Source organism: Psychrobacter sp. DWR1-2-3, assembly GCF_049896465.1.
In the GTDB taxonomy this organism is placed as follows: Bacteria; Pseudomonadota; Gammaproteobacteria; order Pseudomonadales; family Moraxellaceae; genus Psychrobacter; species Psychrobacter maritimus.
Genome location: NZ_JAFCUJ010000006.1, coordinates 62,001 through 86,882 on the forward strand (window position 1 = coordinate 62,001; position 24,882 = coordinate 86,882).

Annotated in this window: 22 protein-coding genes and 1 tRNA gene; 6 read left to right on the top strand and 17 right to left on the bottom strand. The window is 44.3% G+C overall.

All coding sequences use genetic code 11. The annotated features are described in order from the left end of the window. Positions 1–6: 6 nt before the first annotated feature. The 7 genes from rplC to ACP7AA_RS10795 form a co-directional block, all read right to left on the bottom strand. On the bottom strand, positions 7–645 hold the full coding sequence (rplC, locus tag ACP7AA_RS10765; protein ID WP_201562653.1) for a 50S ribosomal protein L3: 639 nt from the start codon (positions 643–645) through the stop codon (positions 7–9). A 48-nt stretch (positions 646–693) separates the two neighbouring features. Beyond that, the gene (rpsJ, locus tag ACP7AA_RS10770; RefSeq protein WP_010196670.1) at positions 694–1,005 is read right to left on the bottom strand and encodes a 30S ribosomal protein S10; all 312 of its coding nucleotides are present in this window, start codon (positions 1,003–1,005) and stop codon (positions 694–696) included. 465 nt (positions 1,006–1,470) lie between these two features. Then, on the bottom strand, positions 1,471–3,063 hold the full coding sequence (locus tag ACP7AA_RS10775) for an Rne/Rng family ribonuclease (RefSeq protein WP_201629445.1): 1,593 nt from the start codon (positions 3,061–3,063) through the stop codon (positions 1,471–1,473). A gap of 119 nt (positions 3,064–3,182) precedes the next feature. Then, positions 3,183–3,917: a Maf family protein gene (locus tag ACP7AA_RS10780; protein ID WP_426223556.1), complete on the bottom strand. Its 735-nt coding sequence runs from the start codon at positions 3,915–3,917 to the stop codon at positions 3,183–3,185. Between the two features lie 63 nt (positions 3,918–3,980). Next, positions 3,981–4,466: a rod shape-determining protein MreD gene (gene mreD / locus ACP7AA_RS10785; protein WP_201619945.1), complete on the bottom strand. Its 486-nt coding sequence runs from the start codon at positions 4,464–4,466 to the stop codon at positions 3,981–3,983. A 168-nt stretch (positions 4,467–4,634) separates the two neighbouring features. Continuing rightward, entirely contained in the window at positions 4,635–5,495 is an 861-nt protein-coding gene (gene mreC, locus ACP7AA_RS10790; RefSeq protein ID WP_201619944.1) for a rod shape-determining protein MreC, read from the bottom strand. A 579-nt stretch (positions 5,496–6,074) separates the two neighbouring features. After that, entirely contained in the window at positions 6,075–7,112 is a 1,038-nt protein-coding gene (locus tag ACP7AA_RS10795; protein WP_201562784.1) for a rod shape-determining protein, read from the bottom strand. 940 nt (positions 7,113–8,052) lie between these two features. Between ACP7AA_RS10795 and gatC the strand changes: the two genes are divergently transcribed. The 4 genes from gatC (at position 8,053) to ACP7AA_RS10815 (ending at position 11,656) form a co-directional block, all read left to right on the top strand. Next, complete coding sequence (gatC, locus tag ACP7AA_RS10800; RefSeq protein ID WP_183621128.1) at positions 8,053–8,367, top strand: Asp-tRNA(Asn)/Glu-tRNA(Gln) amidotransferase subunit GatC; 315 nt, start codon at positions 8,053–8,055, stop codon at positions 8,365–8,367. Positions 8,368–8,436: 69 nt separating this feature from the next. Next, on the top strand, positions 8,437–9,939 hold the full coding sequence (gene gatA, locus ACP7AA_RS10805) for an Asp-tRNA(Asn)/Glu-tRNA(Gln) amidotransferase subunit GatA (RefSeq protein ID WP_426223557.1): 1,503 nt from the start codon (positions 8,437–8,439) through the stop codon (positions 9,937–9,939). Continuing rightward, complete coding sequence (gatB, locus tag ACP7AA_RS10810) at positions 9,939–11,465, top strand: Asp-tRNA(Asn)/Glu-tRNA(Gln) amidotransferase subunit GatB (protein ID WP_426223558.1); 1,527 nt, start codon at positions 9,939–9,941, stop codon at positions 11,463–11,465. The genes gatA and gatB overlap by 1 nt, the downstream gene beginning before the upstream one ends. A gap of 114 nt (positions 11,466–11,579) precedes the next feature. Continuing rightward, positions 11,580–11,656, top strand: a tRNA-Pro gene (locus tag ACP7AA_RS10815). Positions 11,657–11,736: 80 nt separating this feature from the next. On the opposite strand, the gene ACP7AA_RS10820 is transcribed toward ACP7AA_RS10815, so the two are convergent. After that, entirely contained in the window at positions 11,737–12,039 is a 303-nt protein-coding gene (locus ACP7AA_RS10820; protein ID WP_413501303.1) for a monooxygenase, read from the bottom strand. A gap of 141 nt (positions 12,040–12,180) precedes the next feature. Between ACP7AA_RS10820 and ACP7AA_RS10825 the strand changes: the two genes are divergently transcribed. Continuing rightward, complete coding sequence (locus tag ACP7AA_RS10825) at positions 12,181–13,137, top strand: DUF1853 family protein (protein ID WP_426223559.1); 957 nt, start codon at positions 12,181–12,183, stop codon at positions 13,135–13,137. Positions 13,138–13,190: 53 nt separating this feature from the next. Here ACP7AA_RS10825 and ACP7AA_RS10830 read toward each other — a convergent pair whose 3' ends face one another. From ACP7AA_RS10830 to ACP7AA_RS10860, 7 genes are all read right to left on the bottom strand, one after another. Then, a complete protein-coding gene (locus tag ACP7AA_RS10830; protein WP_426223560.1) occupies positions 13,191–13,721 on the bottom strand; it encodes a DUF2726 domain-containing protein in 531 nt (176 codons plus the stop codon). Positions 13,722–14,049: 328 nt separating this feature from the next. Next, a complete protein-coding gene (locus tag ACP7AA_RS10835; RefSeq protein WP_426223561.1) occupies positions 14,050–15,258 on the bottom strand; it encodes an SPOR and LysM peptidoglycan-binding domain-containing protein in 1,209 nt (402 codons plus the stop codon). Between the two features lie 307 nt (positions 15,259–15,565). Further along, complete coding sequence (gene folC, locus ACP7AA_RS10840) at positions 15,566–16,966, bottom strand: bifunctional tetrahydrofolate synthase/dihydrofolate synthase (RefSeq protein WP_426223562.1); 1,401 nt, start codon at positions 16,964–16,966, stop codon at positions 15,566–15,568. Between the two features lie 387 nt (positions 16,967–17,353). Then, positions 17,354–18,310 (bottom strand): acetyl-CoA carboxylase, carboxyltransferase subunit beta, encoded by a 957-nt coding sequence (accD, locus tag ACP7AA_RS10845; RefSeq protein WP_314885121.1) that lies wholly within the window; start codon positions 18,308–18,310, stop codon positions 17,354–17,356. A 321-nt stretch (positions 18,311–18,631) separates the two neighbouring features. After that, a complete protein-coding gene (gene trpA / locus ACP7AA_RS10850) occupies positions 18,632–19,456 on the bottom strand; it encodes a tryptophan synthase subunit alpha (protein WP_426223563.1) in 825 nt (274 codons plus the stop codon). Between the two features lie 113 nt (positions 19,457–19,569). Further along, a complete protein-coding gene (gene trpB / locus ACP7AA_RS10855) occupies positions 19,570–20,844 on the bottom strand; it encodes a tryptophan synthase subunit beta (protein ID WP_227671025.1) in 1,275 nt (424 codons plus the stop codon). Between the two features lie 149 nt (positions 20,845–20,993). After that, positions 20,994–21,665 (bottom strand): phosphoribosylanthranilate isomerase, encoded by a 672-nt coding sequence (locus ACP7AA_RS10860; protein ID WP_426223564.1) that lies wholly within the window; start codon positions 21,663–21,665, stop codon positions 20,994–20,996. Between the two features lie 194 nt (positions 21,666–21,859). Between ACP7AA_RS10860 and ACP7AA_RS10865 the strand changes: the two genes are divergently transcribed. After that, positions 21,860–23,497 (top strand): cryptochrome/photolyase family protein, encoded by a 1,638-nt coding sequence (locus ACP7AA_RS10865; RefSeq protein WP_426223565.1) that lies wholly within the window; start codon positions 21,860–21,862, stop codon positions 23,495–23,497. Between the two features lie 104 nt (positions 23,498–23,601). Here ACP7AA_RS10865 and ACP7AA_RS10870 read toward each other — a convergent pair whose 3' ends face one another. Together ACP7AA_RS10870 and ACP7AA_RS10875 are read right to left on the bottom strand one after the other, a co-directional pair. Then, positions 23,602–23,820 (bottom strand): hypothetical protein, encoded by a 219-nt coding sequence (locus ACP7AA_RS10870; protein WP_426223566.1) that lies wholly within the window; start codon positions 23,818–23,820, stop codon positions 23,602–23,604. Positions 23,821–24,060: 240 nt separating this feature from the next. Next, positions 24,061–24,810 (bottom strand): DUF4230 domain-containing protein, encoded by a 750-nt coding sequence (locus ACP7AA_RS10875; protein ID WP_298907876.1) that lies wholly within the window; start codon positions 24,808–24,810, stop codon positions 24,061–24,063. Between the last annotated feature and the right edge of the window lie 72 nt (positions 24,811–24,882).

A 24,882-nucleotide genomic window follows, 5' to 3' on the forward strand; every position in this document is an offset into this window, starting at 1 on the left:
CCTTGCTTAGGCTTTGACTGACGGACGTACGATGACATCGCCACCGGTGGCACCTGGGATAGCACCCTTGATGACAAGTAACCCTTTTTCAACATCAACCGATATCACTTCTAGGCCCTGAACGGTAACACGTTTGTTACCCATCTGACCTGGCATTTTTTTGCCTTTGAAGACTTTACCTGGTGACTGGTTTTGACCAGTTGAACCAAGGGCACGGTGAGATACTGAGTTACCATGAGTGGCATCTTGCATGCTGAAGTTGTGACGCTTCACGCCGCCTTGAAAGCCTTTACCTTTACTCTGTCCTGTGACATCAACCATCTGACCTTGTTCGAACAAGTCAGCTAGGATCTCACCGCCAATTTCACGACCTTCAAGATCGCTTTCATTGGCACGAAATTCCCAAACACCACGGCCAGCTGCAACACCAGCTTTAGCGAAGTGACCTTTTTGAGCTGCTGTTACGCGGCTGTCACGACGGGTACCTGTGGTAACTTGGATGGCTTGATAGCCATCTACATCAGTATTTTTTACTTGAGTAATGCGGTTAGCACTGATCTCAACCACTGTTACAGGGATAGATGCGCCTGCTTCAGTGAAGACACGGGTCATGCCGCATTTTTTACCGACTAAACCGATCGCCATTTTAGACCTCTTTATATCTTATATTAATGGGTTGGGTGTTTATGTGCATTAACCCAAAGCAATTTGAACGTCAACACCCGCCGCCAAGTCAAGCTTCATTAGCGCATCCACAGTTTTGTCGGTAGGTTGAACGATGTCAACCATACGCTTATGAGTACGGATTTCGTACTGATCACGAGCGTCTTTGTTTACGTGTGGTGAGGTTAGAACGTTGAAGCGCTCAATGCGAGTCGGCAACGGTACAGGACCACAAACTTGCGCACCGGTGCGCTTTGCAGTATCAACAATCTCTTGTGCAGATTGATCAATCAGACGATGATCAAAAGACTTAAGACGGATACGGATTCTCTGGTTAGCCATGCCAGCAAGCTCCTAATATGTGCCTTTGTCATTCTTGCTTTGCAAGTAAATGAGCAAAAGCCGTTTGGTTAAATATTCACTTAAAGCGGCCTTCTGTTCTAAACCAGAATGAGTTCGTTAACGGAACTTATAGCGTACTAAAAGCAAAATAGTTTAAAGCCCCGCCGACCCTTCCATTATAGGATGTCAGCAAAGGCATAATGAAATAGTGCTAGAAACGATGCTCTAGCTGTCATAGCGCCAGCTGTTTGATTGGCTGCGCATATATAATTCAGTGGTGTGTATTATACATAATTTTTGACCCATTGCAAGGAGGTTATTTGCAATGATGTTAGATAGTAATTGATATAAAACATTATTTGTACACTACATCCCCACTTTTTATAAGAGTATTGGTCATTAAAGATTAACTTATGCAGTCGCTAATCTCTAAACTACTTGCTTTGGGTATTTAATAATAAACGCTTAATCTAGAACAATATCATACTGCTCTTGGGTATAAAGATTCTCAACGTCAAAGGTAATTACCCGACCCAATAGGTACTCTAAATCTGCCACGGTGTCCGATTCTGAAGTCAGTAATAAATCTATCACGGCAGCATGGGCGACCACGGTAAATTTCTTTGGTGAGTTATAAGTACGAGCACAGCGCATGATTTCACGGAAAATCTCAAAGCAGACGGTTTCAGCGGTTTTAACAAAGCCGCGACCCTGACAGGTTGAGCACGGCTCACAAAGCTGCTGACCGAGCGATTCGCGCGTACGTTTGCGCGTCATCTCAACCAAGCCAAGCTCACTGACTTGGGTGATTTTGGTTTTGGCATAATCTTGTGTCAGCTGTGCTTGCAAACTCTCTAAAATATCGTCTTTATGCTGCTGCTCTAGCATATCAATAAAATCTAGAATAATAATACCGCCTAGATTGCGTAGACGTAGCTGCCGTGCAATAGCATGGGTGGCTTCAAGATTGGTTTTATAAACGGTATCTTCTAACGAGCGCGCGCCAACGAATGAGCCAGTATTGACATCAATCGTGGTCATGGCTTCAGTCTGATCGATAATCAGATAGCCACCCGACTTTAAGTCAACCCGCCGTTTTAGGGCGTCGCGTAAATCGTCTTCGACACGGTGCACATCAAACAGTGATTGCTCAGCGGTATAATGCACAATACGGTCATAGACAAAGGGGACAAATTCTTTGGCAAAGTATCTAACTTGCTCATAAATTTGTTCATTATCAATCACCACTTTTTCGGTATCGGCATGTACCAAGTCACGAATCGAGCGCAAAGGTAGCGATAACTCCTGATAGATAAGCTCGGAGCTTTGATTGGGCTTCATTTCTTGGCGACGGGCACAAATAGTGCGCCACAGCTGCAATAGATAGTAAATATCTTCTTCAAGCTTATCAACAGGGACACGCTCAGCCGCTGTACGAGCAATGAGACCGCCTTTTAGGTTGACCGTTTGCATCAGGCTAGCAAGCTCAGTTTTCAGCCGTGTGCGCTCTTCGTCGCCATCGATACGTTGCGAGATACCGATATGCTCACTTGATGGCAGGTACACTAAATAACGTGATGGTAGCGAGATATTGGTGGTTAGACGCGCACCCTTGCTACCGAGCTGGTCTTTGGTGACTTGTACTAAAATACGTTGGCTTTCGTGTAGACGATGCTGAATCAGAGTTTTTGTAACGGGGACGACTTCAGTGCTTTGCGCACTGACAACGGGCGGCGTGATTGCTAATTCATCAGTAGCAGCGTCTATAATAGTGCGTTCGTTATTGGTCGAATCTTGGGATTTGTTTTTCTTTTCGGCGACTGGACGCGGTTCACGCTGCATATCATTGACATGTAAAAATGCGGTGCGCGATTGTCCAATATCAACAAAAGCTGCTTGCATACCGGGAAGCACACGTACCACCGTCCCTAGATAGATATTGCCGACCAAACCCAGTTTATGATGACGCTCAATATAAATCTCGCCTAAGACACCGTTATCCAACACGGCGACCCGAGATTCCATGGGACTAATATTAATCAGCAGCTCTTCGGACATAATATTTTCTCTTATCACTCAGCTTTCTTGTGAAGCGTTCATAGTTTGGTAGCCTCACAGTGTACCAAATGCACCTTGCGTTTGCCCATCACCCTACCGTGTCATTATGTGCATAAGGGCTAGCCATCTGCTTTTAGCGAATTGACAGCCTTAGCTTCATCCTCTGGTATTTCTTTTAGTTGCATGTCATTTATTTGCATCTTGTTTATAAGCGCCAATGTCTGTGCCAGCGGCAAACCAACCACATTGGTATAGCTGCCATTGATACGGCTCACCCATGCTGCACCCAAACCCTGAATGCCGTAACCACCCGCTTTATCAGCAGGCTCGCCGCTGTCCCAGTAATTACTCATCATTTCTATGGTTAAAGGTATAAAGGTCACTTCGGTACGCTCAGTAATTTTTTGCTGATTAACGACTTGCAATACTGGCTTATTATTTGGGCTGCTAGCATTCTCAGAGGAGAATGCTATATGGGTTGCTTGCACCGCTGTCCAGACTTCATGGACATTATCAGACATCTGCTGCCACATGCGATAAGCGTCTTCACGATTAGCCGGTTTAACCAGCACTGTCTTGCCGTCTGCTAAGACACCGATGGTATCAGCGGTTAAAATAATAATGGATTCGGGTAAGTCAGCTTGTTTGTCGTTTAAATCTTTATTCAATGCTCTATTTAATTGTTCGACTGCTGCCTCTGCCTTGGTAGCGACCATACGTTCAATATACGCTTTGGGCGCTTCGTCAATATGAGGCGTCTCATCGATATCGACGCTCATGACCGTGAAGTCCAGTTGCGCTCTGGTTAACAGCTCATGACGGCGCGGTGAGCCAGACGCTAAAATGAGTTTCATTGCTATTCTCTTATTTTATAAATTTATGACTTTTTAGTGTTGCAGATTAATAAGCATCTAAAATCAGCGTGCAAATTTGCGTAATATAAACAGCACCAATGGCCAACTTATAATACTCATCAATAAAGATAAGGCAGATTGGGCGACAAAGGTATCTTGGATATACATCTGTAATATCCATAAAGTAACTTGGAAGATAACCAATCCTAGGCTGGCAATTAACCACGCACTGATGGTATTTAGCTGTCTGATATAGATGCTAGTGACTTTTATCACCAATGCCACCATCACGGCAGCAAAGGCTTGCTGACCTAAGTGTGTGTCCATCAACAAATCAGCGATGATACCAATGGTAAAGGCGGCAAAAACCCCAACATAACGCGGTTGAAACAGTAACCAAAAAATCAGCACCATCATCATAACCATCGGGCGCAATGTTGCCATGCTCGGGCTTAACGGATAAACACTGAGCGAGGAGGCGACAATAAAGCTCAGGACAATCACGGCAAGCAACAGCCCAGTTGCATTATCAGAATCAGGATATGCCATGAATACTTACCTTTAGCGAGTGTTTAGCGGCTGCTATTTGACTATTAATCTAGCATTGAGGGGAATAACACGGCGGTTAACGGTTAATAATATCTTTGGATATCATCCATCTATCCATACATGCACGCTATGGATTATGACAAGCTATACTTTCTTATGAATAAGCTATTAATTTTCACTGATGCCTGCATTGCGTTTATTGCTCAGCTTATCTTGTAGCACCAGCACGTAAGCATTGTCGATAAAGTTTGCCGCTGGCGTGACTTCAATACTTCTAAAGTTATCGGCTTGCGTATCTTCAACATGAGCAATGCGCCCAACCCGATACCCTGCCGGTATACGCCCGCCCAATCCCGATGACACCAGCTCATCACCGACGCGCACATCTGAGGTTTTAAAAACATAGTTTAGACGTAAAGAGGTCGGTATGCCCTCACCGGTGACAATGGCGCGCTGTCCCGTACGCTTGACGGTTACGGCAACAGACTGCTGCTCATCGGTAATCAATAACAAGCGGCTGGTATTGGGATAGACATTAATAATCTGTCCTAAGATACCGTCTTCATCGATGACCGTTTGACCCACTTGCACGCCATCTTGCTCGCCTTTATTGAGCACCACGATTTGCCTGAGCAGATTGGTATCAGTACCAATCACTTGGGCCAAATTTAAATCAAACTGTTCGGGACGTGTGGTCGATAGGATACCTTGCAGGCGAGCGTTTTGTGCCAAGATATAATCTTGCTGCTGCAATTTAGCTTGCGCGTGAATAAGTTGCGACTTTAGCTGCATGTTTTCGCGGCGTAGCGCTTCTTTAGATTGCAAACTGCCACTTGACCAGTGTTTTGCATAGCTTGGCAATAACGACAGCTCATAAATGGGCTGCATGGCGGCATGGGTGGTCGTACGTATGGGATTGAACCATTCTGGATTTTTGCTATCAAACCACATCAATATCAGCGCCACTATCAATACAATAGCAGTCTTACGAAGCGCTAGCGGTTGGCGAGCAAAAATACTTGGAATCATAGTTGGTCTAATCTAGAGGTTTTAATGTGAGCAATAACGGCTACTTGACATAACAATAGCAAATATCAAGATATAAAATATGACCCTATCAAAATTTTGTACTTAGCATCTCGTCGATATAGTAGAACTACTTTAAAATCGATACAATTTTGAAATCGATACAATGCGACTGGGATGAATTTTTCGTAGCCTTTGTGATAACAGCAAGCAAGGAAGATTTATACCAGTCGCACATAACTATAATGTAGCGCTTTTATTTTAAACTAACTATAGCAATGCTAAAAACCAATGACCAAAACGACCAAGCAAGTAATATCGTGCTGCTATTTAATTTCAGCATGAATTTTGGCATGGGTTTTAGCATGGATTAATGTTATTAAAGGCAACCTGATTGGCTACCTTTAATAGAATAAAACGAATAAGAAAAAACGGTTTTTATGATAAAGCGCCCACGCAATGTCATGCTAGCGTTCATCAAACAGAGCAAATATAGCCATGCCTGATTACTAACTATATAGGCAGTACGAAATAAACGGTACCAACTATATGAACAGCACCACCTATATAAGCATTACCGATTTAGACAAAAATCATATTAAGACTTTTGTTATTGATAAAATCAAGCGAAATACCACCGCCGCGGCTGACGCAAGTTAATGGATCTTCAGCAACAGTAACAGGTAGACCGGTCTCTTTTGAAATCAGCTTATCTAAACCTCTTAATAACGCACCGCCGCCAGTCAATACAATACCGCGTTCTGCGATATCTGATGACAGCTCAGGTGGTGTTTGCTCAAGTGCGGTTTTTACTGCGCTGACGATACCACTTAATGGATCGCTAAGGGCTTTTTGCACTTCTTCTGAATTGACCGTAAAGGTCTTTGGCACGCCTTCTGCCATACTACGACCGCGAACTTCAACTTCTAGCTGGCTGTCTTCATTTAATGCTGAGCCAACTTCTTGTTTGATACGTTCAGCGGTGGTTTCACCAATCACGCAACCATGGGTACGGCGTACGTGAGTAATGATGGCTTCGTCAAACATATCGCCACCGATACGAATCGACTCCGCATAGACGCAACCTGACAATGCGATAACAGCAATCTCAGTGGTGCCACCACCGATATCGACCACCATTGAACCACTGGCTTCATGAACCGGCATGCCAGCACCAATTGCTGCCGCCATAGGCTCTTCTAGCAACAATACTTTGCTTGCGCCTGCTGATGAGACCGCTTCGCGAATCGCTTTACGTTCAACAAGGGTTGATTTGCAAGGAACACAAACCACCACGTTAGGCTGTGCCATAAAACGCTTGGCTCTTACCTTAGTGATAAAATGCTTGAGCATTTTTTGCGTCACTTCAAAATCCGCAATCACGCCGTCTTTTAACGGGCGAATCGCCGTAATATTGGCAGGCGTACGACCTAGCATTTGCTTGGCATCAATACCAACGGCGGCAACGGTAGGGTTCTGGGTACGATTACTTCGTAGCGCGACCACCGTAGGCTCGTCGAGCACCACGCCTTTACCAGGAATAAAAATAAGGGTGTTCGCAGTACCGAGGTCGATTGCGATATTATTTGATAAAAATCCAAACAGGTTCATGACTAATATATCCAGCGTCTTACAAATGAGGCGAATGAGGCGAACGAAATTGACTGAGGGTTTACTCGTCAGTGTTGAGCAGGTCGTCGTTAGACATGACCTGTGGCGAGAGTTTATCATCGCAACAAGTCAAACCGAAGCCATAATGATGAAATGCAAAAACTGAGCTAAATTATACCGATTTAGCTCAAAAAAAACACAGATATTTGCATCAGTACGCTAGGATTTTGCTCTTAAGCGCTAAAAGTTGTTACAAAGTTTGAAATGGCGGACAATACCACTTCATTTAATGAAACATCATTTAATTCAATAACTAACAAGGCGCTACAGCCATGTGACATTTCTGCTGAGTGTTTTGCTTATTAATTTGCTTAGCAGTGGGTGCATACTGTAACGTATTTCATAACCAAATAGTGAGTAATTGATAATCAATCCATAACTATCCGGTCAATTTTGCAAATAGGGCTGTTTTCTAAAGTCAGCCTATAGGCAATCCGCTATAAAATAAACACAGAGCTACTGGTATTCAGTTTGCGCAGCCTCTGTCTGCGTAGGCACAGCAAGCAAGGAAAATGAATACCAGTAGCGCGTTATAATACTTGTACTTGTTTCATTTAAGATTGACTATATTAATAAAGACAGTTGCGCGCTTAGTAACAGCAAGGCTTAATAACAGCAGCGCCTCATAAAGCCAACGAGCAAAACATAAAAATGAATGAAGCATAAAAACCAATAAAGCATAGATAATAATGCAGCAATCAAAGCCCTGCTCTGTAATCTTGACTGAGATGCTTTATAATAAGGACACTCTCTATAAAACATACAGATAGAGCCTGTGTTTTCATATTTTTTAACCTATTTTAGTATGTTTTAGCGATTATCTCTCTTAATACTGACCCATTTTAGTCATACCCTACTCTAATAAAAACTGTCCTTAACTGGAGAAATTATGTCACAGCCAACCCCAGCGACTGAAAATACTGTCAGCCGTCAAGAAATCTTAGAAGTTGCCCGCCTTGCGCGCTTAGGTGTTGATGAAGACACCGCCAGCAGCTACGCCGACGATATCACCAAAGTACTAAAGCTGATGCAAACGCTTGGCAATGTAGACACCACCGATATCAAACCCTTGTCAAACATTCATGAAGTTTGCCAAGATTTGCGCGCAGACGTCGCCAAACACGATATCAATCGCGAGCGCAATCAATCAATGGCCCCTGCTGTTGAAGCGGGTCTATACCTTGTGCCACAAGTGATTGAATAATTATTCTAATAATTTTTACCTTTATTTTATCCTATTTACTGCTACTCACATTTTGACGGACGACACCTTATGTCTGAACTTCACCTCTTAAGTACCCAGCAGCTTATTACGGGCTTGCAAGACAAACAATTTAGCAGCGCGGAATTAACTGAACATTATATAAAGCGCATCGACGCGCTTGACAGCAAGATTAACAGTTTTATCACTCATACCTCTGAAACCGCGCGCGCACAAGCACAAGCAGCAGATGAGATGCGTGCCCAAGGCGACAAGCGTCCACTGCTTGGCGTACCGATGGCACACAAAGATATTTTTTGTACCCAAGGCGTATTGACGACTTGTGGTTCAAAAATGCTACATAACTTCATTTCACCTTATGACGCAACCATTGTCACCAATATTGATAAAGCGGGCATGATTAGCCTTGGCAAGCTCAATATGGATGAGTTTGCGATGGGCTCGGATAATGAGAGCTCGCATTATGGTGCGGTACACAATCCTTGGAATCTAAATCACGTCCCCGGTGGCTCATCAGGTGGTAGTGCTGCCGCCGTCGCCGCAGGCTTTGTGCCCGTTGCTACCGCTAGTGACACGGGTGGTTCTATTCGTCAGCCAGCGTCATTTTGTGGTTTAACCGGTATCAAGCCAACTTATGGTCGTATCTCGCGCTTCGGTATGATTGCCTACGCCTCAAGTCTTGACCAAGCAGGTAGCATGGGTCGTAGTGCCATGGACTGTGCGTATCTGCTACAACCGATGATTGGTCATGATCCACGCGACGCCACTTCTATCAAACATGATATGCCAGATTATGTCCAAGATTTGAATGCTGCGGTCACTGCCGCTGGTGATAACGCGAAGCCATTAGAAGGCTTACGTATTGGCGTGGCAAAAGAGTACTTTACGAGCGGACTAGATACGGAAGTCGAACAAGCGGTACGTGCAGCGCTAAAGCAATACGAAGCGCTTGGTGCAACGATTGTAGAGGTCAATATTACTGACCCTGAGATTACCCTTGCGACTTATTATATGCTCGCACCAGCGGAAGCCTCATCGAACCTGTCACGTTTTGATGGCGTGCGTTTTGGTTATCGCTGTGAAAACCCAACCGACCTTCTCGACTTATACACGCGCTCACGCTCAGAAGGCTTTGGCCCTGAAGTACAACGTCGTATTTTGACTGGTACTTATGCGCTATCCGCTGGTTACTTTGATGCTTATTACACCAAGGCACAAAAAGTACGTCGTATCATCGTCAAAGACTTCGAAGACGCTTTTGCTAACTGTGATGTCATCGCCAGTCCAACCGCGCCAACCGCTGCTTATAAGCTTGGTGAAGACCTTGACCCTGCGACGATGTATTTGGGTGACGTATATACCATCGGTGTTAACTTAGCCGGTTTACCTGCACTTAGTCAGCCTGTTGGTTTAACCTCAAATGGTTTGCCAATTGGCCTGCAATTGATTGGTCAGTATTGGCAAGAGAGCAAGTTGCTCTCTACCGCGCACCTATTCCAGCAGCATACCGACCACCATTTACAACACTCTACCATCGCGAAGGAGACGGTATAATGAACACAGCAACTACTACTGATAATGCCGCTCACCAAGAAATCATCCGTAAAGAGCTGTTCGTCGATGGCTATGAAGTGGTCATCGGGATTGAGATTCACTGCCAGCTCAATACCGAAAGTAAGATATTTTCCAGCGCACCGACTGACTTTGGTCATGAGCCAAACACCCAAGCCAGTATCGTCGATTTAGGTCTGCCGGGTGTCTTGCCCGTATTAAACAGTGGCGTCGTCGATCGCGCCTTAAAATTCGGCATTGGCGTCAATGCTGAGCTGGGTTTATTTAATACGTTTGATCGTAAAAACTACTTCTACCCTGATTTACCAAAAGGCTATCAAATTACCCAAATGGCCAATCCTATCGTTGGCAAGGGTTATATCGATGTCGTGGTCAATGAAGGCGAGAAAAACGAATACCCTAAACGCATGGGCATCACCCGCGCCCATTTAGAAGAAGATGCCGGTAAATCTGTGCATGATGCCGTCGATGGCATGACAGGCGTGGATTTGAACCGCGCTGGTACGCCATTAATCGAAATCGTCTCTGAGCCTGATATGCGCTCAGCTCATGAAGCCCTTGCTTATATCAAAGCCATTCACCAGCTGGTCACATGGCTTGGTATCTCTGATGCCATCATGGCAGAAGGCTCATTCCGCTGCGACTGTAACGTCTCTGTGCGCAAGCCAGGAAGCGAGCTTGGCACACGTACTGAGCTGAAAAACCTCAACTCGTTCCGCTTTATCGAGCGCGCTATCAACCGTGAAATCGAGCGCCAAATCGATATCATTGAGGACGGCGGTAAAGTCATCCAAGCCACGATGCTGTACGATCCAGAGCGCGATGAAACTCGTACCATGCGTACCAAAGAAGACGCCAACGACTATCGCTACTTCCCTGACCCTGACTTGCTGCCTGTCCGTATCGAGCAGCATACCGTTGATAGCATTCGTGCAGCGATGCCTGAATTGCCGGTTGCTCGCCGCGCCCGTTTTGAAGAGGCACTTGGTCTATCAGAATATGACGCTCGTATCCTAACCGGTAGCCGTCCGCTAGCCGATTATTTTGAAGATGTCGTCGCTGAGGTTGGACAACAGGATGCCAAAATGGCGGCTAACTGGGTCATGGGCGATCTGCTCGGTGCACTTAACAAAGATGATAAAGACATCATCGACTCGCCTATCAGTGCCAAGCAATTGGCTGGTATGCTAGCGCGTATTAAAGACGATACCCTATCTGGCAAATTGGCTAAGAAAGTCTTTAGTGCTCTCTATGAGCGTGAAGGCGGCGACGCTGATGACGCCGCTGATAAAATCATCGAAGAAAAAGGTCTTAAGCAGGAAACCGATACCGGCGCTATCAAAGCCATCGTTGAAGAAGTTATCGCGAAAAATCAAGCGATGGTCGACGAGTATCGCGGCGGTAAAGAAAAAGCCTTTAACGGTCTGGTTGGTCAAGTGATGAAAGCCAGCCGTGGTAGTGCCAACCCGCAACAAGTAAACCAAATCCTAAAAGAGCTATTGGGTTAAGGTTAACTGCTCATTGGTTATGCTGACTATGATAAGTAAAATGCGACTGTAGATTTTGGCTAAAATAAATAGCCCTTGCAATATGCATAATTTTGCGTAAAATAGTCAGTCATTCGGGGCGTAGCGCAGTCTGGTAGCGCACTACACTGGGGGTGTAGTGGTCGCAGGTTCAAATCCTGCCGTTCCGACCAAATATAGTAGTTAAAGAGAAAAGCCAATCATTATTTTTAATGGTTGGCTTTTTTTATACTTAACTATTCTTCATTAAGTATTACAAAGATGCTTTAGTAATCGTACTTAGCGCTTCATTGATGACAAATACTTTAGATTTAATGTCTTTAAAACCAAATGAGGTCAGCCTTTGGGTATGCTTTTCTAAATATCTGTTGGCATCGTCCAGATTATCAAATACATAAATGCCGCCCGCTTCTTGCGTCTCTTCATTTTCTGTCCATAGCTTATAGACCAGACCGTTCTCGGTTGCGATGTCTTCGGCCAGCTCTTTCATGGCGTCAAAAAACGCACTGCCAAAAGGTCCGCTATAAGGAAAGTCTACTTGCAAAAGATATTTCATTTTTTAGCCCTCATTATTATTGAATAATTGGCAAAAGATATGCTGCCAGATGACTACAATCTTAACATATTACGATTGCCTATAGACTTTTAGCAATTGAGCCGCTAGGGTAAATACTTTATATTTATTCTGATTTGACCTATGTCTGAGCTTAGCGTGCCACGCCCTACAACTCTCGCAACTCATGCCAATTATGCGACTTGGGAAGCGTACCAGCGACCTTATGTGCGTGATTTGGCGTATGTGCTTGCCTGCCCTAACGTCTTGACGGAGTGGCTAGATGTAGCACCGTACCAAAATACCCATGCTATCTTCGTACATAGCGCAAGCTTTTGGCAACAGCAGTTTGAAGCTTATCAGCAACGTTTAAAGGAGTTGGATACCACCAATGACTATCAGGCACTGACCCGCTATTTATTAAAACGTCCTAGCCCCAATCGCTTGGGTTTTCACTTTGAAGGCTTATTGTCATTTTGGCTAGAAGATGGCTTTGCGCGCAAATTGCATTCGTATGAGACGCTTGCTAATAACGTGCAGTTATACAATGGCAAACAGACGATTGGTGAGCTGGATTTGATTTTGTATAATCATGAGGAAAAGCTCACTGAACATTGGGAATTGGCGATTAAGTTTTTTATGGGTGCCGCACCTTTTGAGCCGATTAATTGGGTTGGGATCAACTCCAACGACAATCTACAGCGCAAAATGACCCATATGCAAACCAAGCAGTTTTGTAGCATTTGGGTCGATACTGAGAAGCATGGACAAGTTAAGATTGATAAGCGTTATGGCGTCATAAAAGGGCGATTCTTTTTGCCAATGAATGTCGCTAATTTCGTCTATCCTCACTGGCTAACACCCAGCTTCCCCATACACGAATGGTGCGATAAAACTGATAGCATGAGTCTTGCGAAGTTTGATATCAACGTATTGCGCGCCGCCCATTATATCGAATGGTTTAGCAAGCGCGACTTCTACGATGGTCGTCAGTTGCCACTTATCAATTCTGAAAATGCTATCTTAAAAACAGGGCTCTACTTTGAAGGTGATAGACCGATTGTCATTTATCCTCGGCTGCGTGATTGTGTAGATGATTAATTTTGCCTAGCTTATATTTTGGTTTAATACCTATTAACACTTATCTATGCCTTTCAATAACTCTCAATCACCTGCATCAGCTCATATCTCAGCATATCAGCACTTGGCATACGCTCGGCATGAAAACGGACGATAGCAATACCCGCACTGGCAAGCGCTTTATCCTTTTTATCATCGGCCTTTTGCCGTGCCTTACTGCTATGCGTCCAATCATCAAGCTCAATGGCGAGCAAAGTAGTCTGTGCATCGACATCAACGATGACATAGTCAACGCTTTGACGACAAATACGATTAAACCAAAAACTGCGTTCTGAGGTTTCACTGCTATTGGCTTCGATGATACGTGACAGCTGAACTTGAACAAAAATATGATATTCTGGCAAAGCATTTTTTAATTTATTAAAAAATATCACTTCCGTATCCGTCATAATAGGCATCGGCGCAAATGGCCAAATAGCCAGCTCATCACCGCGTACAGGCGGCGGTTCAGGTTCAGTAACTTGCTTAGGAGAGAACAGTTTTGGCAGGGTGATCAACCCTACAAATCCAATCGCCAATATTAAAAATATAACGCCAAATGACATGGTTTTACCTTATACATAATGAAAGCCGTCAGCTACGTGTGCTGATGTCACTAAAAAAAATGACAACACATGGCCAACCGCGACAGGGCAGCCTTTGTAGGCTGACAGGTTATACAGTACAGAGAGGAACAGAAAGAAATAGGAAAGAGCGGCGCTCATCGTAACCAAGCTTAAGCCAATCGGCAAACGATAAAACAAAAAACACGACAATAGATGTCGTGTTTGAATAAAATTAGCTACAGCGATAAAGATATAAACCAGCCGAATTAAAATGTAGCTATGTATTTAGCAATAATAGTTATCGGGTTACAGCACTATAAACGCTACTTTAGCGCCAGTATAAGACCCAAGCACTTGTCGTATTAACTTTGGGGTCACTATTAATCTTATCTTTTAAGGCCAATGCCGCAACTTTGCCACGCTCAGGACCAACGATAACGCGTACACCGCGACTGGTAGGACTAGTTTTTACTTGATAGCCGGCAGATTGGAATTTCTTTGCCAGCTCATCCGCTTTGGCTTGGTCATTTGCCAAGGCCACTTGCACGCCAAAGCTACCTTTAGCATCGGTTTCTTTCACTTCTTTGCGCGCCTCACTAAGTTTCTGCTGCGCCTCACGCTTGGCATCGGCCGACTTCTTGGCTAACGCTTCTTCTTTTTGACGCTTGTCTTCACGCGCCTGCTCAGCTGCCGCTGCTTCACGCGCTAAGCGCTCCACCTGCTTACGCGATGGAATGGTAAGGCTTTGACCCAGTTGTAGTGATGTTGAAGGTGATAGATTATTCGCTTGTGCCAAGACTTCTACCGGCATATTGTATTGCCGCGCCAGTTTAATCAGCCCGTCACCTTTTTTTACTTGGTAATCAGAAGGCGACTTTGGTGGCTCATTTTTAGCTGCTTCTGCTGCCTCTCGCTTTTTCTCAGCGGCAGCTTGCGCTTGTTTCTTAGCATCAGCCTGCTTTTTTGCCTCAGCTTCCTTTTTACTATCTGCTAATTTCTTAGCAGCCGCTTGTTCTTTAAGGGCGGCTTGGCGCTGAGCTTCTTGTTGCGCTTGGGTAACTTTTTGCTGCTCGCGAGCTTTTGCATCATTTTCAGCTGAAGCAGTAGTGCTATTACTGCTATCCGTACGAGGCTTTACCGTTGGCGTTGCAAGGTTGTTTTTTGCAGCCTCTGACTCTTTACTTTCTTCAGCAGCTGGTGCGCTACTGGCCATATATTGCTGACTTTCCGCACGGGCTTTTGCCAATGCTTGTGCTTCAGCCGCTTCTTGTTCGGTTAAGAACTGCTGAGCACGCTTTTCTTGTTCTGCAACACGAGCGGCGCGCTCTTTTTGTTTTTGTGCCAAGATGCGCTTTTCAGTCTCGATATCAGTCGTCAATGGCTGCGGAGACTCTTGTGCGGGGCTTGGCTTATCTATCATCGCTGACGCTGGTTGGGGTTTATTGCTATCACCAATTTGTTGCACCATGGCGTATAGCATCACGCTACCGCCTATAATCATCCCAATGCCCAATAAGGCTTGTCTCGAAAAGTTCATCCGTTTACGTCTCTTAGTTGGTAATAAGGTTGATTGAGCGGCGCAACTGTCGTTTCAAAAACTATCATTTCAAAAACGGTCGTCTTAAAACTATACTTAAATAGTCTAAATCGCTTTGATAAACAGCCTTGATAGTTAAATAGTTGCTATTGCCGCCGGTTACGTCCATCCATTTATAAAGGTTATGCTGAGCATATATCTCATAGCACTGTATAGCAGGATGCTAAATCAATTTGATTATAAAGCATATTTTTCATACTGTCTGCCATCATGCTCCTGCTAAGATTAACATTATGTGAATACGATTTTAACTTAAATCATCATCGGCAAGTGCCGCTAGCGCCTCGCCAATCGTATGGAACGAGCCACATACCACGATTAAGTCTTGCGCTTGACTGTCATTTATAACGGCATCGGTGGCTTCTGATAAACGTTTAAACTCATGTATTTGCGCATTATCGACATAGCTTGCTAAGATACTTTGCAGCTGCTCAGTGCTCGCCGCCCGTGGATAATCAATCTCAGCGATAAACCAATCGCTAATAGGCAAGCCCGCTTCGGTCAAACGCTGTACGACTTTATTGATATCCTTATCGCCCAACATAGAAAACAGCATTTTAATGCTGGCAGGTTTACGGTTGGCTTGATTGCTGCTTTGATTGCTGCCTTGATTGAGAGCATCAGCGCTATTTTGCGTTGCCAAATGCTGCTGCCAAAGCGGTAATAATTGCGCCAATAAAAACTCAACGCCTTGCTCGTTATGCGCCACATCAAACAACCAATGACGGTTATGCGTCTCACGATAATCAAAACGACCAGCGAGCTTGACCGTCTGCAATGCCTGTTCGATAGCCTTTTTATCAATATTTAATGGGCTTGCCAGCACCGCTGATAAGGCATTGGCGGTATTGGTCAACGATAGCGCTGGGCGTGGTAGCTGCATGGTGACAGCGGCATTACTGTATTGCCAAACGTCGGTATCCACTTCACGATAATCAAAGTCTTGCCCAGCTTGATAACAAGTTGCCTGATGCGTAGTAATCGCTTGTTGTACACTAGCTGGCATCGCAGTAGCGCCATAAACTAGAGTAATACCATCACGTAAAATACCTGCTTTTTCACGGCCGATATCTTCGACATTATCCCCTAGCCAATCGACATGATCGATGGCAATGTTGGTAATCACCGCCATATCAGGATCGATAATATTGACCACATCAAGGCGACCGCCTAACCCAACTTCTAATACCCAGACATCGCAATCTGCTTCGGCAAAGATTAATAATGCTGCAAGCGTTGTCATCTCAAAGAATGACAAGGTTAAAGCGCACCGCAACCGCGCCGTCTCCACTTTGCTAAAGGCATCAATTAGCGTCTCATCACTGACCATCTCGCCATTGATACGCACGCGCTCGTTAAATACACTTAGATGCGGTGATTGATACAGTGCGGTTTTATAACCTGCCGCTTGGCATATTTGCGCGATGACCGCAGTCGTTGAGCCTTTACCGTTGGTGCCTGCTACGGTAAATACATAAGCATCGTCTTTGGCTGACTGTACCACGCCTAATGCCTCAGCAACCGGCAATACTCGCGACAACCCCATATCTATCGCCGAGACATGAATCTGCTGCATATAATCAAGCCATTCGGTCAAACTCGAGTGCTCAGTAGGAGTGGTAGAGGTAGAAAGTGAAGAGTCAGACATGAGCGGAACCTATATTGAAATAGTCGGTTAGGAACTAGTTATTTAAAAGATATTCATTAAGAAAATAGAGACAGTATATAACTACCTGACCAAAAAGCAAAAATAGCATTTACCGTTATTAACGATAAATGCTATTAGTGAGTGTGACTTAGTCGATTTAGTTTAAAAAGTATACAGTTTAAAAAGAGTACAGTGCTGCTGGGATAAATTTTGCAAAGCCTCTAGGGTGCGAAGCGCACAGCAAGCGAGGAAAATTTATACCCGCAGAACGCTATTTCTAACGTTCTTATTTTATATTGCACTGATTATACTTAGTCGGCAAAGCTAAACCTGCTATTCAGTATTGATAAGCTCGATTACCTGCTTGCTAAACCAGCTTAGCACATATTAAGCAGCAACATTCGGTACGCGGCATAGCTTTGCAAGCAAACGATAAATGGTATCAATCAATTGATGACGATGTACCACTTCGTCGACAACGCCATGCTCTAACAAGAACTCAGCACGCTGGAACGGCTCTTCTAGCGTCTCACGCACCGTTTGTTCAATCACGCGCTTGCCCGCAAAACCAATCATGGCTTTTGGTTCTGCTAAATGGATATCACCTAACATAGCAAGCGATGCCGTCACTCCGCCATAAACAGGATTGGTTAATACCACAATATACGGCACGCCAGCAATTCGTAAGCGTTCAATCGCCGCCGCAGTACGAGCCATTTGCATTAATGATAGTAGCCCTTCTTGCATGCGCGCACCGCCAGAAGCAGCAAAGCAGACTAATGGCACTTTATCTTTAAGGGCTTTTTCAGCGGCCTCTACAAAACGGTCGCCGACCACCGAGCCCATAGAGCCGCCCATAAAGCGGAAGTCAAAGGCACAAGTAACGATATCAAGATTGCGCAATTTACCGTACATCACAATTAGCGCTTCAGACTCGCCGGTTTTGTCCTGTGCTTCGGTCATGCGCTGCGGGTACGGCTTACTATCCACAAAGCTCAATGGATCTTTGGCAGTGAACTGCTGTCCTAGCTCACCCTCTACTTGGTCGAGCAACCAGTTTAAGCGCTCACGAGCACTCATCGGTAAATGATGGTCACAATGCGGGCAGACATAGCAATTAAAAATCAGCGCGGTATTGGTAATCATTGAATGACAACTGCTACATTTCGTTGACGGTTCAGTCTCTACCGCCGTTAAAGGTGCGGTCAGTTGCTGCTTAATACCTGGTATCGGGCGATTAAACCACGATTGCCCTGCGGTATTACCGTTTGGCGCGGCGCCGTTATTCGCAGCATTATTATTTATAGTATCTGGTGTTATGGTATCAGTCATATTATTCGCCATTATCAAAGGCTTATCGACAAGTTGGCTTAGTTACTTGTCCCTAAGAAGTCCGTTTATAAGAATCAATTTAAAAGTCACATAGCCTTATAACATGAGCAGTTATAAAGCACGCTTATGCGCAACTGTAACAATTTATATATGATGTTAGTTTACACACGTAAACTAACTTTAGCAAAGTCATTTAACCGTGTCTTTATAAACATTGTTATAAAAGTTACGATAATCCTTGATATAAAAACAGCTATCGCCCCTCTTATAAATAGTAAGATAATGACGTTGCTGAGCCATTCACACGTTGATGCCAATACACTCAATATAATATTAGACCGTTAAACTATCGAGTGCGCCGCGTAGCTCGTCCATTTTTGCCATGATTTTTTGCTGAGCGCTTGCAACCGCAGAGGCATCTTTAGCATCGATATCAGCAAAGTTTTGCACCAACGTACTTCCTACAATGATACCGTCGGCATGCTTACCGATTGCTTTCGCTGATGCTGCATCACGAATCCCAAAGCCCACGCATACTGGCAAATCGGTCTCCGCTTTAATCGCTTGCACTTGGGTCGCAACATCATCGGTATCTAGCGTCGCCGAGCCAGTCACGCCCTTAAGCGACACATAATAAATATAACCACCGCAATGGGTCAGTACTTGCTCACGGCGCTCAGGCAAAGTGGTCGGCGATAATAAGAAAATCTCATTCATCGCATGTTCAGTTAAATGCTGAGTAAAGCTGCCCGCCTCGCTTGGTGGCAAATCAACCATCAAAATCCCATCAACGCCTGACTGCTCGCATAAAGCGACAAAGTTATCATAACCAATGATTTCAACGGGATTAAGATAACCCATGAGGATAATTGGCGTCTGCGTGTCTTGCTTGCGGAATTCTGCCACCATTTTTAGTGCATCACGCGTACTCGTTCCTGCTGCTAAAGCGCGCTCGCCCGCCAATGCGACCGTTGGGCCATCGGCCATTGGGTCAGAAAACGGTAAGCCCACTTCAATCATATCTGCGCCGTGCTTGACTAAGTCATGTAGTAAGCCAACAAAGTTATCAGGGGTTGGATCGCCCGCCATCACGTAAGGAATCAGGGCTTTTTTATTTTGGGCTTTTAGGGTTTCAAAGGTGCTTTCAATTCGGGTCATAGTGTTCTCTACAATTAATTCAAACTGGCTATATTGACCCTCTACGATTTAATGAGAGAGCCAATCAATTTATTTTATAAAAGCGGATTTATAGCGCGCAATAAAATACGCGACTACAACTCAATCCCTTCCGCCTTCATTACCGAATGCAAATCTTTATCACCGCGACCTGACATATTGACGATAATGGTTTGCTCAGGGGTCATGGTTTTAGCCAGCTTAAGCGCATAGGCAACCGCATGGGCAGATTCGAGCGCAGGGATAATGCCTTCTTTACGTGTCGCTTCATGAAAGGCTGCCAATGACTCTTTATCGGTACAGCCAACATATTCAACACGCTTCATATCTTTTAAGAAGCTATGCTCAGGACCAACGCCAGGATAGTCAAGACCAGCTGAGATAGAATGCGTTTCTTGAATTTGACCTTCATCGTCTGCCATCAGATAAGTACGGTTGCCATGTAGCACGCCGATACGACCAGCGGCCAATGGCGCTGAATGACGACCGGTTTCAATACCGTCACCCGTTGCTTCAACGCCATACATTTTGACCTCAGTATCATTTAAGAAGTCAAAAAATAGACCAATAGCATTTGAGCCACCGCCAACACAAGCAACTAGTGCATCTGGTAATTTGCCCGTTTTTTCTAAATGTTGGATACGCGCCTCTTTACCAATAATCGCTTGGAAATCACGCACCAGTAGCGGATAAGGATGTGGGCCGGCAACCGTACCGATAATATAATAAGTGCTATCGACGTTGGTCACCCAATCACGCATGGCTTCATTCATCGCGTCTTTTAGGGTTCGTGAACCTGAGGTAACAGGTACAACGGTCGCACCTAGCAAACGCATACGATAAACGTTCATCTTTTGGCGCTCGACATCATCAGCACCCATATAAACGATACATTCTAGACCTAGGCGCGCGGCAATCGTTGCCGTTGCAACGCCATGTTGACCTGCTCCAGTTTCCGCAATAATACGTTTTTTACCGCACATTTTGGCAAGGAGCGCTTGTCCAATGGTGTTGTTCACTTTATGTGCGCCAGTATGGTTTAAGTCTTCACGTTTAAAATAAATTTGCGCACCGCCAATCTCATCGCTTAAACGCTTAGCATGATAAAGCGGTGTTGGACGACCAACATAATTGACCAAATCATTATGATACTCTTCCCAAAACGCAGGGTCAGCTTTTACTTTGGTATATAGCGCTTCTAACTCTTCTAAGGCGGCCATCAGGGTTTCAGATACAAAACGACCACCGTGAACGCCGAAATGTCCGCGTGCGTCAGGGTATTGGTTAAAGTCTTGTACGTCTGTTGGATTGGTAAAGGTGTTTATAGATTGTGCAGTAGCAGATGGTGCTTTGTTCGTGGCATGACTCATGATAATTCCTACGATAAGTGGTATCTTTTGATATAAGGAGTAATGGTATAAAAATTGGGATAACTATGGAGACGGGGAAACATAAGCCTCAATCAGGAAGTCGGAATAACGCTTAAATAAGAATAAATAACACAAATATAGCAATTATCTTAGATGACGTCAGTGACCGTCTCGTTTTGCCATCGGTCACGCTTGACTGCTTTCATAAAGGCACGCATTTTAGCAGCGTCTTTTTTACCTTTATCAGCCTCAATTCCGCCGCTAACATCGACGCCATAAATAGGCAAATCAAGAGTCGCAGCGACATTGTCGGCATCCAGTCCACCCGCTAAGATAATCGGCAGTGAGCTATTATCTGGAATCAGGCTCCAATCAAAGCGCGCACCCGTACCGCCATATTTATGCTGATGATAAGCATCAAGCAAAATACTGCTCGCCCCTGCGGCGGCAAAACTGTCAATCCGTGCGCTTACATTTTCCACAGTATCTTGCTCAGCATTAATACGCAGCGCTTTCATCCAGCGTTTATTGACGGCACTTGCCAGCTGTTGACACTGCTCAGGCGTTTCATCACCGTGGAATTGAATGATATCAAAAGGGACATTATTTGCCAGCTCAATCAACTCATCATGAGCCATATTGACCACTAACGCTACGACACTGACAAAAGCAGGTAAAGCCGCGCTTAATATTTGCGCTTGTTTTAACGTCACAGCACGTGGACTGGGCGGATAAAACACCAAACCGACCGCATCAACACCTATCTGAACAGCGGTATTGATATCACTAAGCTGGGTAAAGCCGCAAAACTTAACGTGCATTATATGACCTTAAAACGTTAAAGGTGGTGTTGAGTATGACATCATTTGACAAGTTCACGCTAAACTCTAATCCCTAAATATGATGCTGATTTGTTAATCAATTGGCAAATCAATTGCATCCAAAAACTTATCCTAGCATACTTTTATTCATAGTTTTGTTTATGATTGCGATTGATTAAAATAGGAATAATTGAATGTCTAAGACAGCGTCAGCAAATGACGAAAATCATGATAATAAGAATGTCAGTATGCCGCATTACTTAATGTGGTTTCGTCGTGATTTGCGGCTGCATGACAATACGGCGTTGGCGGCACTTTGTGAGCGGGCGAACGCAGACAAGGCGCAAATCAGTGCTATGTTTTTCCTTACGCCTGAACAGTGGCAAGCGCACGATATGTCACTTACACAGCTCGACCACATCGCCCGCACCTTGCCAATCTTAGCAACATCTTTGCATAAACAATTGAATATCACATTGAACGTACAGGTTTGTCCAAGCTTTTCTGATTGTGTCGAGGCGCTAAGCACATTATGTGAGGCTAATAACATCAGCTGTGTGATGGCAAATCATGAGTACGAAGGCAATGAGATTGAGCGTGATGAAAAACTCACCAAACAACTGGCAAAAAACGATATCGAATTTATTCGCTGGCATGACCAATGTATCTTGCCGCCGCAAAGCATTACCACCAACGATGGCGACAGCATGTACAAGGTATTCACCCCATTTTATAAAAAATGGCGGCATACCTTAGATGTTAGCACCATACAAATGCATGAAGCAGCAGCTATAAATAACAACAACAACGCCAAGCTGAAAACCTCGAAAGCCAGCGCCACGACTATCCAAGATATAGAAAAGTTAAGTGAAAATGTTGTTAGTGATTATCAAAAGACATTACAAGATGGCTGTTTAGAAGGTATTGATTCATTAAAGCATATTGATATGGACGCACAGCTTGATTACGTTCGAGAAGCTTACCCTGCTGGCGAAAACGCTGCTTGCCAGCGTTTAGAGGAGTTTATCGCTGATGATATTAATAACTATGATATCAGCCGCGATGTGCCAAGCTTGCACGCGACTAGTCATTTATCAGCTTACCTGACTATTGGCTCAATCAGTCCGAGACTTTGTTATCTGCAAGCCACAAAAGCGCTGGAAGAATTGCACAGTGATGATGGCAACGCCCTTAAGAACTCTGACAACAATGACATCAATCGCTGGATAAGCGAGCTTGCTTGGCGAGATTTTTATCGTCATGTCTTAGTAGATAAGCCAACCCTCATCCGCCACAAGGCTTATAAAGAAGAGACAGATAGTAAGATTCATTGGTCATATAACGATGATGATTTTAAGGCATGGTGCACAGGTAAGACAGGCGTGCCCTTAGTTGATGTCGCAATGCGCTGTCTAAATGCCACTGGTTTTATGCACAATCGCTTGCGGATGGTCACCGCGATGTTTTTGACCAAGGACTTACTGATTGATTGGCGCTTAGGTGAGCGCTACTTTATGCAGCAGCTGATAGACGGTGATTTTGCTTCCAATAACGGCGGCTGGCAGTGGAGTGCATCAACAGGTACGGATGCTGCGCCCTACTTCCGTATTATGAACCCCTTTAGCCAAGCCAAAACTCACGATACTGACGGCGAATTTATCAAGACTTGGCTACCGGAATTAAAAGACGTCCCTGCCAGCATCTTGCATAGCGAGGATAAAATGCGTAAAGAACTGGCTAAGGGTGGTAAGTTTGCTAATATTAACTATCCAATACCAATAGTTGAACATAAAGCGGCTCGGCAATTAGCGATTGCAGAATTTAAAAGATAAGACTGAGTGTAAACAGCTCTAAGTTTAAAAACAGTTATACACTAAAAATAGCCATGAACTAAAACTCAGTTATGAGTTAAAAAATAGTCATGATTTTAAAAGCCTTAGCTGTCTGTTTGCACCAAACTACTTTGTGGCGCACTCGCTCTATCAGTATCTGACTCTAATATCCGCGTCTTAATGGTGTAAATGGCATAAGCGAATAAGGTAAAACTAAGAATTAACAGTACCCAAGTCGCAAACGATAGCGACCCTTTTGCTTTAGGATGTTTGGTTAATTTTTGCTTCTCATGGGCAGACGGCTGATTATTAGAAGTTGTCATAGATGCCACCTCTTACATTATATGAGATATAGGTCTATTTGAACGACAGCATTTATAAGTCTGTCGTTAATCACAAATAAGTCCTGCTATATAATATAATAACCCTATTACTCATCATTTCAAGCAACAACTGTTAACTGGCGAAGATATTTATCAGAACACCGAAATCTCTCTCCTCGTGCTAACCCCTTACAATGCCAAAATCCAATCCATTTAAACCATTTAAACCATTTAAACCATTTAAGCATTAGTCACTGGCATCTGACATGCCCCTGCGCCCTGCGTGGTTACCGTTACTACTGCGCCAGTTAATGAAAATAACTGCTGCAACTGGGTTTGCGCATTTTCTAATGCCATATTCATCACATCACCGCGGCAAGCACGTTCAAGCACTTCCTTTTTCGCCATACTTTGCGCTTGTTGCAAAATCTTTGGATCAACCTGCATCATGCCAAAAGCACCCGTTTGCCAATCATAAATCTCGATATCGTCTAAATAAACCGAAAACACCTCTGATGGCGGCAAAGTAATATGAATTTGCGGCATGATAGAGACGGGATTATTGGCATCAACGCTTTCAGCATTTTTTATAGCAGCCTCAGCAGGCGCTATCACTTGTACCATCTCAGGCGTTAAAGCACTCAAATCAATTCCCGCTTCTACGCGCCCACGAGCGATAAACAAGCCTTTTTGCTCATCTTGCCACAGCTTCATCCAACTGCCCGATTTTTGGCTAGTAATCACCGTATCAACACTAAACGCCACCGTCTCCAAGCGATTCAATTTCTGAATCTGCATCACCACCCCTTCACGGGTAATGGTCTCTATCGGCGCTTCTTTGCTACTTTTTTGCAGACTATAAATCGCAAAAACGAGCGCGGCAAGACCAATCATCAATACCAACCACGACATCATAGCGATGGGTTTTTTCGCAGGCGGCTGATTGGCATTATTATTACTGATAGAAGAATGGTTCTCAGGATTGGTCATGTAAACTACCTCAAAGTTTTTTTGTTTTTATAAGCGAGTTAAAAAGCTAAATATTTAATATCGAAATCTAAG

What these genes read in the sequence shown, in the direction of transcription:
- rplC (WP_201562653.1), bottom strand. Translation starts at nt 645, where the DNA reads ATGGCGATCGGTTTAGTCGGTAAAAAATGCGGCATGACCCGTGTCTTC.
- rpsJ (WP_010196670.1), bottom strand. Translation starts at nt 1,005, where the DNA reads ATGGCTAACCAGAGAATCCGTATCCGTCTTAAGTCTTTTGATCATCGT.
- ACP7AA_RS10775 (WP_201629445.1), bottom strand. Translation starts at nt 3,063, where the DNA reads ATGTCCGAAGAGCTGCTGATTAATATTAGTCCCATGGAATCTCGGGTC.
- ACP7AA_RS10780 (WP_426223556.1), bottom strand. Translation starts at nt 3,917, where the DNA reads ATGAAACTCATTTTAGCGTCTGGCTCACCGCGCCGTCATGAGCTGTTA.
- mreD (WP_201619945.1), bottom strand. Translation starts at nt 4,466, where the DNA reads ATGGCATATCCTGATTCTGATAATGCAACTGGGCTGTTGCTTGCCGTG.
- mreC (WP_201619944.1), bottom strand. Translation starts at nt 5,495, where the DNA reads ATGATTCCAAGTATTTTTGCTCGCCAACCGCTAGCGCTTCGTAAGACT.
- gatC (WP_183621128.1), top strand. Translation starts at nt 8,053, where the DNA reads ATGTCACAGCCAACCCCAGCGACTGAAAATACTGTCAGCCGTCAAGAA.
- gatA (WP_426223557.1), top strand. Translation starts at nt 8,437, where the DNA reads ATGTCTGAACTTCACCTCTTAAGTACCCAGCAGCTTATTACGGGCTTG.
- gatB (WP_426223558.1), top strand. Translation starts at nt 9,939, where the DNA reads ATGAACACAGCAACTACTACTGATAATGCCGCTCACCAAGAAATCATC.
- ACP7AA_RS10820 (WP_413501303.1), bottom strand. Translation starts at nt 12,039, where the DNA reads ATGAAATATCTTTTGCAAGTAGACTTTCCTTATAGCGGACCTTTTGGC.
- ACP7AA_RS10825 (WP_426223559.1), top strand. Translation starts at nt 12,181, where the DNA reads ATGTCTGAGCTTAGCGTGCCACGCCCTACAACTCTCGCAACTCATGCC.
- ACP7AA_RS10830 (WP_426223560.1), bottom strand. Translation starts at nt 13,721, where the DNA reads ATGTCATTTGGCGTTATATTTTTAATATTGGCGATTGGATTTGTAGGG.
- ACP7AA_RS10835 (WP_426223561.1), bottom strand. Translation starts at nt 15,258, where the DNA reads ATGAACTTTTCGAGACAAGCCTTATTGGGCATTGGGATGATTATAGGC.
- folC (WP_426223562.1), bottom strand. Translation starts at nt 16,966, where the DNA reads ATGTCTGACTCTTCACTTTCTACCTCTACCACTCCTACTGAGCACTCG.
- accD (WP_314885121.1), bottom strand. Translation starts at nt 18,310, where the DNA reads ATGGCGAATAATATGACTGATACCATAACACCAGATACTATAAATAAT.
- trpA (WP_426223563.1), bottom strand. Translation starts at nt 19,456, where the DNA reads ATGACCCGAATTGAAAGCACCTTTGAAACCCTAAAAGCCCAAAATAAA.
- trpB (WP_227671025.1), bottom strand. Translation starts at nt 20,844, where the DNA reads ATGAGTCATGCCACGAACAAAGCACCATCTGCTACTGCACAATCTATA.
- ACP7AA_RS10860 (WP_426223564.1), bottom strand. Translation starts at nt 21,665, where the DNA reads ATGCACGTTAAGTTTTGCGGCTTTACCCAGCTTAGTGATATCAATACC.
- ACP7AA_RS10865 (WP_426223565.1), top strand. Translation starts at nt 21,860, where the DNA reads ATGTCTAAGACAGCGTCAGCAAATGACGAAAATCATGATAATAAGAAT.
- ACP7AA_RS10870 (WP_426223566.1), bottom strand. Translation starts at nt 23,820, where the DNA reads ATGACAACTTCTAATAATCAGCCGTCTGCCCATGAGAAGCAAAAATTA.
- ACP7AA_RS10875 (WP_298907876.1), bottom strand. Translation starts at nt 24,810, where the DNA reads ATGACCAATCCTGAGAACCATTCTTCTATCAGTAATAATAATGCCAAT.